At 45.5% G+C, this 12831-nt stretch carries 13 protein-coding genes; 7 read left to right on the top strand and 6 right to left on the bottom strand.

What is annotated here, in order from left to right; all coding sequences use genetic code 11:
- Positions 1 to 358: 358 nt before the first annotated feature.
- A complete protein-coding gene (gene clpB / locus QUB30_RS18450) occupies positions 359 to 2974 on the top strand; it encodes an ATP-dependent chaperone ClpB (protein ID WP_333336121.1) in 2616 nt (871 codons plus the stop codon).
- 117 nt (positions 2975 to 3091) lie between these two features.
- Here clpB and QUB30_RS18445 read toward each other — a convergent pair whose 3' ends face one another.
- A complete protein-coding gene (locus tag QUB30_RS18445; RefSeq protein ID WP_333062430.1) occupies positions 3092 to 3283 on the bottom strand; it encodes a ribbon-helix-helix domain-containing protein in 192 nt (63 codons plus the stop codon).
- Positions 3284 to 3322: 39 nt separating this feature from the next.
- Positions 3323 to 3499 (bottom strand): ribbon-helix-helix domain-containing protein, encoded by a 177-nt coding sequence (locus QUB30_RS18440; RefSeq protein ID WP_333336117.1) that lies wholly within the window; start codon positions 3497 to 3499, stop codon positions 3323 to 3325.
- 205 nt (positions 3500 to 3704) lie between these two features.
- Here QUB30_RS18440 and QUB30_RS18435 point away from each other — a divergent pair, with 205 nt between their 5' ends.
- The 3 genes from QUB30_RS18435 to QUB30_RS18425 all read left to right on the top strand — a co-directional run bounded on the left by QUB30_RS18435 (position 3705) and on the right by QUB30_RS18425 (position 5876).
- A complete protein-coding gene (locus QUB30_RS18435) occupies positions 3705 to 3938 on the top strand; it encodes a hypothetical protein (RefSeq protein WP_333336114.1) in 234 nt (77 codons plus the stop codon).
- Between the two features lie 160 nt (positions 3939 to 4098).
- Positions 4099 to 5181, top strand: a complete 1083-nt coding sequence (locus QUB30_RS18430) for a DUF262 domain-containing protein (protein WP_333336111.1) — start codon at positions 4099 to 4101, stop codon at positions 5179 to 5181.
- A 2-nt stretch (positions 5182 to 5183) separates the two neighbouring features.
- Positions 5184 to 5876, top strand: coding sequence for an MAE_28990/MAE_18760 family HEPN-like nuclease (locus QUB30_RS18425; protein ID WP_333336108.1), 693 nt, complete (start codon positions 5184 to 5186; stop codon positions 5874 to 5876).
- Positions 5877 to 5967: 91 nt separating this feature from the next.
- On the opposite strand, the gene QUB30_RS18420 is transcribed toward QUB30_RS18425, so the two are convergent.
- Together QUB30_RS18420 and QUB30_RS18415 are read right to left on the bottom strand one after the other, a co-directional pair.
- On the bottom strand, positions 5968 to 6630 hold the full coding sequence (locus QUB30_RS18420; RefSeq protein WP_333336105.1) for a hypothetical protein: 663 nt from the start codon (positions 6628 to 6630) through the stop codon (positions 5968 to 5970).
- A 238-nt stretch (positions 6631 to 6868) separates the two neighbouring features.
- Positions 6869 to 7894 (bottom strand): YihY/virulence factor BrkB family protein, encoded by a 1026-nt coding sequence (locus QUB30_RS18415; RefSeq protein WP_333037462.1) that lies wholly within the window; start codon positions 7892 to 7894, stop codon positions 6869 to 6871.
- Between the two features lie 143 nt (positions 7895 to 8037).
- On the opposite strand from QUB30_RS18415, the gene QUB30_RS18410 reads away from it, so the two are divergent.
- Both QUB30_RS18410 and QUB30_RS18405 read left to right on the top strand, forming a co-directional pair.
- A complete protein-coding gene (locus QUB30_RS18410; protein WP_333137922.1) occupies positions 8038 to 8673 on the top strand; it encodes a hypothetical protein in 636 nt (211 codons plus the stop codon).
- A 309-nt stretch (positions 8674 to 8982) separates the two neighbouring features.
- On the top strand, positions 8983 to 9969 hold the full coding sequence (locus tag QUB30_RS18405; RefSeq protein WP_333336101.1) for a mechanosensitive ion channel family protein: 987 nt from the start codon (positions 8983 to 8985) through the stop codon (positions 9967 to 9969).
- A 137-nt stretch (positions 9970 to 10106) separates the two neighbouring features.
- On the opposite strand, the gene purU is transcribed toward QUB30_RS18405, so the two are convergent.
- Positions 10107 to 10961, bottom strand: coding sequence for a formyltetrahydrofolate deformylase (gene purU / locus QUB30_RS18400; RefSeq protein ID WP_333336099.1), 855 nt, complete (start codon positions 10959 to 10961; stop codon positions 10107 to 10109).
- 260 nt (positions 10962 to 11221) lie between these two features.
- Entirely contained in the window at positions 11222 to 12346 is a 1125-nt protein-coding gene (gene thrC, locus QUB30_RS18395; protein WP_333336095.1) for a threonine synthase, read from the bottom strand.
- A gap of 120 nt (positions 12347 to 12466) precedes the next feature.
- On the opposite strand from thrC, the gene QUB30_RS18390 reads away from it, so the two are divergent.
- The gene (locus tag QUB30_RS18390; protein ID WP_333336093.1) at positions 12467 to 12748 is read left to right on the top strand and encodes a hypothetical protein; all 282 of its coding nucleotides are present in this window, start codon (positions 12467 to 12469) and stop codon (positions 12746 to 12748) included.
- Positions 12749 to 12831 lie beyond the last annotated feature (83 nt).

Raw genomic sequence — 12831 nt, 5'->3', positions numbered from 1 at the left:
CAATAACGCTTCGGGTTTCGCTATAGGACTGTGACGCTTCTCAAGTCCTCTCTCCTATTTACATAAGTGTTTCTCCATTTTCCGCAGCAGGAGACTGTTTAAGAATGTGCAGTTTTTTCAAGTGGCACTAGAAAGCATTTTTAATGTGAGAGTTGCTCCTATCCAAGAGTCCAACTTTTAGGCGCGACTGTTTGCTTTTCCTTGCGAGAGACTCCTACATAGGACGGAAATACCTATCTCAAGATAGGGGAACACCGATCCGCCCCCCCTCCGCAACTCCCTACAATGAAAATTGTACGGGCGATCGAGCAATTGCCTCTACAGCACTCATCATTTTTAATGCAGGGAATTAAAATTTATGCAACCAAATAATCCAAACCAATTTACCGAAAAAGCCTGGGAAGCCCTCGCCCGCACCCCCGAAATCGTCAAAGCAGGTCAGCAGCAGCAGCTAGAAAGCGAACACTTGATGAAAGCTTTGCTGGAACAAGAATCGGGACTCGCTAGCAGCTTATTTAACAAAGCGGGAGTTTCTGTAGCAAAATTGCGCGATCGCACTGATGAGTTTATCAGCCGCCAGCCGAAAATCTCAGGAAGCGGCGGCAACGTTTATCTAGGTCGTTCTCTCGACACTTTGCTCGATCGCGCCGAAACTTATCGCAAAGAGTACGGCGATGAATTTATTTCGATCGAGCATTTGATACTAGGTTACGTTAAGGACGATCGTTTCGGCAAAAATTTACTACAAGAATTTAAACTAGATGAAGCCAAGCTCAAAGATATCATTACCCAAGTCCGGGGGAAGAACAAAGTGACCGATCAAAATCCAGAAGGCAAATACGAAGCGCTGGAAAAATACGGCCGAGATTTGACAGAAGCCGCGCGTCAAGGCAAACTCGATCCGGTAATCGGACGGGATGACGAAATCCGCCGCACGATTCAAATTTTGAGCCGTCGCACCAAAAATAATCCGGTATTGATTGGGGAACCGGGAGTCGGCAAAACTGCGATCGCCGAAGGACTCGCCCAACGAATTATCACCGGAGATGTGCCGCAATCTCTCAAAGACAGACAATTAATTAGCTTAGATATGGGCGCGTTAATTGCCGGTGCAAAATTCCGGGGAGAATTTGAAGAACGCTTGAAAGCGGTACTCAAAGAAGTGACCGACAGCAACGGCAAAGTCATCTTATTTATCGATGAAATTCACACCGTTGTCGGTGCTGGTGCAACTCAAGGCTCGATGGATGCCGGCAACTTACTTAAACCCATGTTAGCGAGGGGAGAATTGCGCTGTATCGGCGCTACAACTCTCGACGAATACCGCAAGTACCTGGAAAAAGATGCGGCACTAGAACGCCGTTTTCAACAAGTTTATGTGGACCAACCGACAGTTGAAGATACTGTCTCGATTTTGCGGGGCTTGAAAGAACGGTATGAAGTTCACCACGGCGTTAAAATTTCTGACAGCGCCCTAGTGGCGGCGGCTACTTTGTCTACTCGATATATTAGCGATCGCTTTCTTCCAGACAAAGCCATTGACTTAGTGGACGAAGCAGCAGCTAAACTCAAAATGGAGATTACCTCCAAGCCGGAAGAACTAGACGAAATCGACCGCAGAATTTTGCAGCTAGAAATGGAGAGACTGTCGCTGCAAAAAGAAAGTAACGCTGCTTCGATCGAACGCTTGGAAAGACTGGAAAAAGACTTAGCCAACCTCAAGGAACACCAAAACGGTTTGAATGCCCAGTGGCAATCGGAAAAAGGTGTCATCGGCAGCATTCAAAAGATTAAAGAACAGATTGATAAGGTGAATATTGAAATTCAGCAAGCTGAATTAAAATATGACCTGAACCGCGCTGCTGAGTTGAAATATAGCAAGTTAACCGAATTGCAAAAACAATTGCAAGAAGCAGAAGCTCAACTGTCAGCAACTCAAACCACAGGTAAAACTTTGCTGCGGGAAGAAGTTACAGAAGGTGACATTGCCGAGATTATTTCCAAGTGGACGGGAATTCCGATCAGCAAGTTGGTTGAATCGGAAATGCAGAAACTTCTGCACTTGGAAGATGAACTGCACAAGCGGGTAATCGGACAAGATGAAGCGGTGACGGCGGTTGCAGATGCAATTCAGCGATCGCGCGCAGGTTTAGCAGATCCAAATCGTCCGGTTGCGAGTTTTATCTTCCTCGGCCCCACGGGTGTTGGCAAAACCGAGTTAGCTAAAGCATTAGCGTCTTATCTGTTCGACACGGAAGAAGCGATCGTGCGAATTGATATGTCGGAATACATGGAGAAACACGCGGTTTCGCGGTTAATTGGTGCGCCTCCGGGATACGTCGGCTACGATGAAGGTGGACAATTAACTGAGGCTGTGCGCCGCCGTCCTTACTCCGTGATTCTATTCGATGAAATAGAGAAAGCGCACCCGGATGTCTTCAACATCATGCTGCAAATTCTGGATGACGGCCGCGTTACCGATGCTCAAGGTCACACGGTAGACTTTAAGAATTCTGTGATTATTATGACATCGAATGTCGGCTCTCAATACATCTTAGATGTGGCCGGAGATAACGAACAAATGCGGAGTCGGGTGATGGAAGCGATGCGGGGAACTTTCCGCCCTGAATTCCTGAACCGGATTGATGAGATGATTATCTTCCACGGTTTGAGTAAGGCAGAACTGCGGCAAATCGTGCAGTTGCAAGTCAAGCGCTTGGAAAAACGGTTAGCTGAACGCAAGATGTCTCTGAAATTGTCGGAATCTGCGATCGACTTCTTAGCAGAAATTGGTTACGATCCGGTTTACGGTGCGCGGCCTCTGAAGCGGGGGATTCAGCGCGAGTTGGAAACCCAAATGGCGAAGGGTATTTTGCGGGGAGATTTTGCTGACGGCGATACCATTTTTGTGGATATCGAGAATGAAAGGTTGGCGTTTAAGCGGCTGCCGGCACAGTTGGTAACTGCGAAATAATTTGAGTAGGGTGGGCTGCGGCCCACCTTATTTTTTTGAGGCGATGGTTCTTTTTTTGACCGCAGATGTAGGCGGATGGACGCGGATGGACGCGGATGGGATTGCGGGCGATCGTTCTTAAGGGCGATCGCTTTCTGATTTATCTTTTTTCTGTTCTTGGCGTTCTCGAACAGATTTCGTCAGCAGGTACGTTGCCAAACTGCTAACGGATCTGCTGTCTTCTTCTGCCCATTCTTCGAGAGCTTTTTGAATCTCTTCTGGCAAGTATGCGGTAACTCGTCCCCGTGAAGCCATTTCGTTGTACTGCAAAACATTTCAACACAGTCCATCTTACGCCGTGGCCATCGCTTAAGGGCGATCGCCTTCTGATTCTTCCTTTTTCTGCTCTTGGCGCTCTCTGACTGCTTTAGCTGCCACATGGGATAGCAGGTTTGCAAGGGTTCTATCTTCTTCTTCGGCCCATTCGGACAGGGCTTGATGAACGTCTTCTGGCAGTGTAACTGTGACTCGCATTCGTGAAGGCATGGGCTGGCATGGTTTTACTTCAATTGTCTTCAATTTTACACTCTCACGTCATTAGATATATTTTTGTGTCATTTGATGTTATTAACATCAAATTATGCTATTAGTGTATATAAGGCTCAGGCCTTAAAACGTCAGAAGCCAGCCCCTCACTGTCCAAGGTTCCGGGCTGGCTCTGGCTCCAAAAATATCAATGGAGACGAGTTCTATGTTGACATACAAAGACCGCTTGTGTTGTTGGGCGATCGCCCGTCTGTTACCCACTCAGCAATGGATTATTGTTGCCCGCTTCCGCAGTCGTTCTGATGCAGACGGGCATTTTCAGTTTTTGCGACAAACTATACCTCACGTTAAGTTTGAGGTTGTGTTCGATCGCAGTGGGGACAGTCACCGTTTATCGGCGTTGGGCCGCCCTTCCAATCCCGTCACCAGCGCGTTATAAATGGTAATTTTCGCGGCGATTTCAGTTAACTAAACATTTGCGATCGCACTTTTTTCGATAAGTGCGATCGCTTTTACGAAGTAAGTCCCAAATTTTTATGGTAAAATCCTAGTACCGATAAGTCTATTCACTCCACAATATCCAATTATTATTTAAGAATATGCGATCGAAACTAGAAACTACCGAGCAACACAAAAAGGTTGATGCTGCTGAAGCCGAAATCCGCGACAAGCAGCAGCTAGTTAATTACGATACCAAAGAGTATCCAGTCGAAATACTCGTTCAAAAATATATGGAAGGAAAGGATGAGGATACCAATGAGTTGTTCATCCCCGACTACCAACGTGAAATGGCTTGGGATGACGCAAGGCAGTCAAAGTTTATTGAGTCTATAATTTTGGGTCTGCCAATACCTTATATTTTTGTTGCTGACATCCATGAGGACGAAAACGATGAAGCCCGTTTAGAAATAATAGATGGTACACAACGCATTCGGACTCTAACTAGATTTATAAATAACGAATTAACCTTGACCGATTTAAAGAAAATACAGAGTTTAAATGGATTTAAGTTTGCTGATTTGCCCCTAGCCCGTCAGAGGCGCTTCAACCGCACGACACTTCGGATGATTCAACTAACTGAAAGTGCAAATGAGGAAGTGCGAAGAGATTTATTTGAACGCATTAATACAGGTAGTGTCGATCTAAACGAGATGGAAAAGCGCAGAGGCATACTGCCCGGCCAGTTTCTTGAACTGATTGAGGAACTATCGAAACATGACAAGTTCCGCAAATTATGCGCTTTTTCTGAGTCTGCTATTCGCAGTCGCGAACCGCAAGAATTTGTGTTGCGTTTTTTTGCATTTTTAAATAACTATGAGAAGTTTAATAGTAAGATAAACATATTCCTTGATGAGTATCTGAAGCAAGTAAATGCAGATCCGAAATTCGATAGCGAAAAAATGCGGGCAGAATTCGAGTCAATGCTAAATTTTGTAGAAAAATATTTTCCTCAAGGATTTCGCCAAGGTAAAAATGGCGCAAGAACAACAACTCGGATTAAATTCGAGTCTCTGGCTGTCGGTGTTGCTCTTGCTTTGAGAAAAAACAGCAATCTTGAGCCAAAGTCAACAGAATTGCTTAATTCACAACAATTTAAGGATCTCACAAAATCTGATGCTAGCAGTTCTAAAAATAAAGTAGTTTTACGCATTGAGTATGTCCGCGATCGACTGCTAGGCTAAAGATGAATACTGTACTCTTAGATTTCAATACACGCGCTCAAGAGGTAGATGATTACTTCATCTTTTTACATGGTTTGAGCAAACAAACCACTAAGTTAGCTGTCGCCGATAGTGCTGGACAATATCAAATACAAAGCCTTAATCCTGAGTTGGAAAAAACTCTAAAAGCCAATGGCTTGTTGTTATTGTATAACTTAGTTGAATCCACTATGCGAAATGCCATTGTAGCCATATTTGATGAGTTAAAAAATCAAGCAATCTCCTTCGATCAACTCAAATCAGAAATCAAAATGATTGTTCTTCAAAATCTTAAAAACCGTTCTCCTAAGAAAATTCATTTACAAATCAACCAAATATCTACAGACATCATCATAGCTACATTTGACGGCGAAAAACTATTTTCAGGGAATGTGGATGCTAGGTTGATTAAAGAAATAGCCAAAAAATACGGTTTTTCATATCAAACAGACTTTGCTAAGACAAAGAACGGGGAAAGCCTTGTAGATATTAAAGACAAAAGGAACGACTTAGCCCACGGAGTTAAGTCTTTTAAGGAAGTGGGGCAAGGTAAGACTATTGAGGATCTTTTAAAGATTAAGGATGAAGTCATAGAATACCTACGTCAAATACTGGAGAATATTAAAACTTATCTTGACAATCAAGAGTATTTGGACGTAACTACAGGTAATCCTTAATTTTAGGCTAACAAACCGGGTTTCTCGGATGATTTAGGTTGGGTGGCGAGATATCTCGGAAGAAACCCGGTTTCTTGGAATGATGTGAAGGCTACTTCCGCACCATCACAGACTTAATTACAGCATTCGGCTGATACTTATTAGTCTGATAAAATCCCCCTTGACCAGCGCCATAAACTCCCGCAAATTGTTTCCCTTGAGCCTGGGGAACAAACATAATGTTTCTAGTGGGTTGCTTGGCAAATACAACCCCTTCTCTCATTTCATTATCCACGTTATAAGATAAAGTAGCTTTGCCGTAAATGGCCTCAGCTTGTTTCAAAGTCATTCCAGGCCCGACGCCCTGAACTGTTTTATAATTAGAATTCTCAGTCATCAAAAGTTCAATTACATCGGTATCTTTTAGCTTTGTACCCGCAGCGTAGATAATCCGATATTGCACTTTTCGCGACTGGCTAACTGCCACAGAATCAAAGTCTACCATAAAAGGAGACTCTACCTTAAACTGCGCCGTGGAACCCAGAGCCTTTTTCAATTGTCCGAAAGTCATCCCCACCTTCGCCGCTCCAATTGTGCGATCGGAAATTGTTAAACTTGCAGCAGGTGTTTTTTGAGCAGCATTTGCCGCTTCTGCCAGCGCATTTGTAGCCCCAGGCGTAACAGCGGAACCCGGAACTGAAATTAAAGTGAGGTAACTGCCGATCGCCAGCAAAGCAGCTATCATTGATCCAGACAAAACTTTAACATTCAACATGACTAATTCTCCTAGATTTCAAATGCGACTATCTACCCGTATCTTTTTGGCTATCCTGGGCCTCACCCTCCTAGTTTGGATTCTCAGAGGTGTTGGGATATTGACATTCATTCCCGGTGGTGTTATCTGGATACTGATTTTGTTGTCTTTTGTTGCGGGTATCCTCAGCACTTTACTCCGTCGGTAAGCCAGCATCCGGCAAATAACAAATAAGAATTAACACTTAAAAGTTAACAAATTATTTTAATTTGGATTGTTTCATTGCCTTTCCCACTGTCACATTGAACTGAGCGCCGATCAGCATCACCAAAGAAGAAAGATCGAGCCACAGCAGCAACACAATAAAAGTTCCGATCGTGCCGTAAGTCCAACTGTAATTGCCCAAATGCAAAACATAAAACCGAAATAAAGCTGAAAATAGTGCCCACAAAATAGCTGCAAAAACAGCTCCCGACAAAATAGGAATATCTGGTTGACGGCGGCTCGGCCCGTAGCGGTAAATAAAGGCAAAGGCAAGTGAGACAATTCCTAAAGAAATCGGCCACCGCCACAGCCGCCAAACACCTAATAGTTCCGACTCCAAAGGGCAATTGTCGGCGGGGAGCAAGCAGTTTTGGACATCTTTTAAATCGCAGTTGGCGACGGACTCCAGCAGGCAACTCTGGCGGGCAACAGCTTGCACAATTAAGTCGCTGAGAAATACAGCTCCCGATGCTAGAATTAACAGCACAATTGTGCCGACACTCAGCGCCAAAGAAATAAGTTTTGCTTTCCAAAATGGTCGAGTTCGATCGCTAGGGATTTCATGGATGCGATCGAGTGCAGCCATCGCCGCGCTCATTACTCCAGAAAATGCCCAAATCGAGGCAAGAAAGCTCACCGAAAACAGCCCTTTATTGCGAGTTAACAGAATTTCTTTGATTAAGCCACCAATCAACTTCCGCACGTCATCGGGTATAACTTCGCCCAAAAGACGGGCGATTTGATAAAGTGTTGACTGCAAAGGTTCAAAGAGGGCGATCGCAGATAAGATAGCCAACAGCCCCGGAAACAGCGCCAGCATAGAATTGTAGGCCATTTCTGCAGACAGCCCCGGCAAGCGCTGCTCTCCCGCCTTCGCGCCGACTTCCTTGAGCGTGCCCCAAGTCAAACACCGACAAAACAGCCAAAAACCCCCAAATTTCCGTTTGAGAGCTCGAAGCAGCCTCAAAAATGCCTTAAACAAAGCTAAAATCAGGTAGCGCAACCAGTAAAAAATGTTCATAGCGCACAGGAGACGGGGAACTAGAAAATGGAAAATGAATGCAGGACGATCGCGCAACTGGAAATAAGCAGCGTTACTTAATTAAGCCATTACCAATGCGCCATTGTTAATCTAAAATCTAAAATCTAAAATCTAAAATCAATATGGCTCAGGATGTCAGACAGTGGTTAGATGAAATCAAGCGGCTGCAACAGCAGTTAACAGAAGTTTCGCGGGATCGCGATGAAGCCGGTGAAAGTGCGGCTCAGTGGCGTCAACTCTACAATACCGAAGCCGAACAGCGGCGGAATGATGCCAAATTAACTCAGCAAAGCATCGCTTCTCTGGAAGCACAAATAGAGCAATTACAAAATTTTTCCCCCATTATGCCCGAAGGGGACGATGCTGGAGTTGCTCGCCAGCAGGAAGTCGAACAACTGCAAACAGTAGGCGAACTTAAAGCTAAGTTAGCAGAAGTTCTTCAAGAGCGCGATCGGGCGATCGAACAAGTTAAACAACTCACTCAAGCCCTCAAACAAGAAGAGGCCCGTCACGCCGAAACTAGCAAAAATTTAACTAGCGCCCTCGGAGATGCCGTTGACTTGCTCACGAAAGCACAAAATCCTGCCCCTGCAAAAACGGAGACAGTATATTCTTTAGAAATAGTACCTACTCGCACTGCAAATCCTGGCGAAACTGCTCTGGAAATCCGCCAAACTTCCGCCCAAACAGGCAAAAATCCCGCCCAGCTTCCACCTTCTAAAAATCAGTTACTCGATCTACCGCCCTTTGGGAATTAGAAGTTAAAAATTCAGGAATTTTCGGCATGGCGAGTCCCCTTAACAGGTAGGATTTAGTCACCGATGCGTTGTTTTTGCCTTAACTGCAATTAGAGGGCATTAATTCATCCGCTTCTTTATTATTCCCCATCTACAGATGGTGTACTAATCGATGTAACTGTACTCTATCCCAATCTATAATCCACATTCAAAATTTTGAAAACTGCCAAAAGATATTCCTCGCGTCATATTAATCTACAGTCTTTAGATAGAACTTAACCGAGCTAAATTTTAGTAATATCGACACCGACTGATACGCGAGGAAACTTCATGAAGGCAGAGATATCCGCAGTCTGGGTAAAGATGGAGAGCATGATCGACGGCTTGATTATCATGTTGCCAAATATTGTGCTGGCGTTAATTGTCTTTGCAATCTTTTTCTGTGTGGGCGGGGCAATTAAGAGAGCGGTCAGGCGGGTTACCCGCCACCACCGCCAAGCACGAAATTTGGGGCTGGTGTTAGGACGGTTGGCGCAGGGTACGATCGTTCTAGTTGGTCTGTTTGTTGCGCTTTCGATTATAATTCCCACATTTAAGGCTGGGGATTTGATTCAATTGCTGGGAATTAGCGGGGTGGCGATTGGTTTTGCCTTTCGCGATATCTTGCAAAACTTCTTAGCCGGTATCCTAATTCTGTTGACTGAACCGTTCCGTATCGATGACCAGATTGTGTTTAAAAACTTTGAGGGAACGGTAGAAAATATTGAGACGCGCGCTACAACAATCTTAACCTATGATGGTCGCCGGATTGTCATTCCAAATGCCGAATTGTTTACGAATTCGGTGACAGTGAATACCGCTTTCGATAAACGCCGCACAGAATACGATTTTAGTATTGGTTACGGCGACGATATTGATTGCGCCAAGCAGTTAATGCTGGAAGCATTGTACAACATAAAGGAGGTGTTGAAAGATCCTGCACCCGATGTGCTGGTGCTTGAGCTAGTAGAAAGTACCGTCAAGATCCGCGTTCGGTGGTGGATTTCTCCGCCGCGCCGAATTGACGATATGCGATCGCGCGACAAGGTAATTTGTGCTATTAAAAAAAAGCTTGTGGAAAACGGCATCGATTTGCCTTATCCCACGCGACAAATTTTGTTTCATGACCAAACCGAAGAGACCGATGGCGATCGCTCCCAGCAGCGCGAAGGATGGCCCGCGGGCAAAAGTAAAGTTCCGAAACCTCGTCGTAGGGGCCGCTCTTTGCGAAAATTGACCCAAGGGCGATCGCAACTTGACGACAACGGAAAATCTTAACAGCATCACAATTAATGAAAAATATCAAGTTGAGCAAACTGTGGGATTCGCTGCACTTCGCTCGTGCAACCGGAATTGATATCACTCACCGAGGGATTAAAAGAGTAACAAACCAGGATTGATATGATGCCTAATTTTCAAGCAAAAACCACAGTCCGATTGCCGTAAACTAAAACACGATTTTGTAAATGATATCGCACCGCCCTTGCTAACACAACTCTTTCTAAATCTTTACCTTTGCGAACCAAATCAGACACTTCATCGCGGTGACTCACGCGCACAACATCTTGTTCGATAATCTGGCCCGCATCTAAATCGGGTGTAACATAGTGCGCTGTTGCACCGATAATTTTTACCCCTCTTTCATAAGCCCTTTCGTAGGGATTTGCGCCCACAAAGGCGGGTAAAAATGAATGGTGAATATTAATCACATTGGGAAAATTTCTGATAAAGTCTTGACTCAATATTTGCATACATTTAGCCAAAACTACTAAATCAATATTATATTTTTTAAGAAGTTCTAACTGTTGTGCTTCTTGAATAGCTTTATTGTCTTTAGTAATGGGAATATACTCAAAGTCGATACCGTATTGTGCGGCAATGGGCTTTAAATTTTCATGGTTGCTGATTATCAGCGGAATTTCACCTCTGATTTCTTGCGCTCGCTGTCGCCAAATCAAGTCTAATAAACAGTGATCTTGACGGCTTACCCCGATTGCGATGCGTCGAATTTTTTGGGAGAAATGCAATTGCCAATTGGCTTGTAAGTCCTTGGCAATTTCACTAAAAGCAGGTGTTATTTGTTCGGTGGTTAAATCAAAATCATCTAATTGCCATTCTAGACGGCTCAGAAATAATCCAGCGGTAAAATCTGTATGGTGATCCGCGTGGATGATATTGCCATTGTGGGAGGCGATAAAGTTAGCAAGTAAGGCGACGAGTCCTTTGCGATCGGGACAGGCAATTAACAGGGTTGCTGTAGGCTTAGTCATGGTAGAATGACAAAATTGTCTCGCTGAGTCGAGCAAGAAAAAGTTATCTCACAGGAGTTTATTGATACGTTTAGGGGCGGGCAAGATGCCCACCCCACAAAAGATTTTAACTAAGAGTGGAACAGGCATCTTGCCTGTTTCGATGGGCTTACGGGCGGGCAAGATGCCCACCCCACAAGAGATTTTAACTAAGAGTGGAACAGGCATCTTGCCTGTCTCTATCTTCCTTCTTCCTTCTTCCCTGTTCCTTCTTCCTTCTTCTAAAATCCCATCGCCCCAGCTACTGCATCCAAAGTCGGAGCAATGCCGCTTTTAAACAGATTGTTGCTGTGATTAATTGCGGTATCCGGGTCTTTCAAACCGTTACCAGTCAGCACGCAAACCACCGTCGCCCCAGTCGGAACTTGGTCTTTTACCTTCAGCAAACCGGCCACAGAAGCTGCACTCGCCGGTTCGCAGAAAATTCCTTCCTGTGATGCTAACAAACGGTAAGCGTCGAGAATTTCGGCGTCGGTGACTGCGGCAAAACTGCCGCGGCTGGCTTCGGAAGCTGCGATCGCCTGTTTCCAGCTAGCAGGGTTGCCGATGCGAATTGCTGTCGCCAGGGTTTCTGGGTGCGATACCGGTGAGCCCGTTACCAACGGTGCAGCCCCGGCGGCTTGAAATCCCATCATCTGCGGCAAGCGCGAACATTTTTTGGCTTGGTGGTATTGACAAAAACCCATCCAGTATGCTGTGATGTTTCCCGCATTTCCGACGGGAATGCACAGCCAGTCGGGGGCGTCGCCCAAAGCGTCCACCACTTCAAAAGCTCCGGTTTTCTGACCTTCCAAGCGGTAAGGATTGACAGAGTTGACCAATGTCACGGGGTAGTTAACGGCCATTTCGCGGACAATTTCTAAAGCTCGATCGAAATTTCCGCCAATCGAAATGACTTCCGCACCGTAAAGCAAAGCTTGCGCCAGCTTGCCCAAAGCCACGTAACCTTCGGGAATTAACACGAAAGCTCGCATCCCCCCGCGTCTGGCGTAGGCGGCGGCGGCAGCCGAAGTATTGCCGGTACTGGCGCAAATTACTGCCTCGGCACCAGCTTCCTTCGCCTTGGAAATCGCCATTGTCATCCCCCGGTCTTTGAAACTACCAGTGGGGTTGAGGCCGTCGTATTTGACCAATACGCGCACGTCTCTACCGATGAGAGAGGCGATCGCAGGTGCTGGAATCAGGGGAGTATTGCCTTCTTGGAGCGTCACTACCGGCGTGGTTTCCGTCACCGGCAGGTAGGGGCGATAAGCTTCGATCAAGCCGGGCCAGCCGTAGCGTTTCGGCTCGGTGGCGCGGGCAGCGGAGTTAGGAGCAGAGTCAGTAGCAGGTAGAATCAGGGTCACGGTGTCAATGGTTTTAGGCAATGGCCGAAGAATTTACACTAATTTTAGCTCGATCGGTTAATTTGATGTTTAATACGATCGGTTCAGGTTAAAGTAACTTAATGGTGTGAATGTGTAGATATGTCTACTCAATTACTAATGTCAAATAATTCATCCACTCTTTCCCGGCCTCAAGTTACCGCGAGCAATCCCGAAATGGCTAGTTCTTCTACCCTATCGACCACTTTTGCCCGCAAAGTAGATTCGGTGAAGTGCCCCTACCAAGCCGATCAGCAAGTTAAGTTCCTGCACTTGCAAGCGGAAATCGAATCCTTGCTGCTGGAAGTGCAAAGCCTCAAACAGCAACGCTCGATCGCTGGCTTGCGGGATCTAGACCCCATTTCTGGCAGCAACAGCAATTAGCAGACAACAGTCGCTAATGCTAATTGTCCTGCCCCTGTGTTATAAAAACAAAGGTTTTGCTACCCGCAGTATTTTTTGCCAAA

Source organism: Microcoleus sp. BROC3 (assembly GCF_036702515.1).
In the GTDB taxonomy this organism is placed as follows: domain Bacteria; phylum Cyanobacteriota; class Cyanobacteriia; order Cyanobacteriales; family Microcoleaceae; genus Microcoleus.
Note: the sequence above shows the minus strand (reverse complement) of the source record. Positions and strands in the feature narration are given on the sequence as shown.

Bases quoted from the DNA above. Each gene is read 5' to 3' on its own strand.
- clpB (WP_333336121.1), top strand. From the start codon at position 359: ATGCAACCAAATAATCCAAACCAATTTACCGAAAAAGCCTGGGAAGCC.
- QUB30_RS18440 (WP_333336117.1), bottom strand. From the start codon at position 3,499: ATGCCTTCACGAATGCGAGTCACAGTTACACTGCCAGAAGACGTTCAT.
- QUB30_RS18435 (WP_333336114.1), top strand. From the start codon at position 3,705: ATGTTGACATACAAAGACCGCTTGTGTTGTTGGGCGATCGCCCGTCTG.
- QUB30_RS18430 (WP_333336111.1), top strand. From the start codon at position 4,099: ATGCGATCGAAACTAGAAACTACCGAGCAACACAAAAAGGTTGATGCT.
- QUB30_RS18425 (WP_333336108.1), top strand. From the start codon at position 5,184: ATGAATACTGTACTCTTAGATTTCAATACACGCGCTCAAGAGGTAGAT.
- QUB30_RS18420 (WP_333336105.1), bottom strand. From the start codon at position 6,630: ATGTTGAATGTTAAAGTTTTGTCTGGATCAATGATAGCTGCTTTGCTG.
- QUB30_RS18415 (WP_333037462.1), bottom strand. From the start codon at position 7,894: ATGAACATTTTTTACTGGTTGCGCTACCTGATTTTAGCTTTGTTTAAG.
- QUB30_RS18410 (WP_333137922.1), top strand. From the start codon at position 8,038: ATGGCTCAGGATGTCAGACAGTGGTTAGATGAAATCAAGCGGCTGCAA.
- QUB30_RS18405 (WP_333336101.1), top strand. From the start codon at position 8,983: ATGAAGGCAGAGATATCCGCAGTCTGGGTAAAGATGGAGAGCATGATC.
- purU (WP_333336099.1), bottom strand. From the start codon at position 10,961: ATGACTAAGCCTACAGCAACCCTGTTAATTGCCTGTCCCGATCGCAAA.
- QUB30_RS18390 (WP_333336093.1), top strand. From the start codon at position 12,467: ATGTCTACTCAATTACTAATGTCAAATAATTCATCCACTCTTTCCCGG.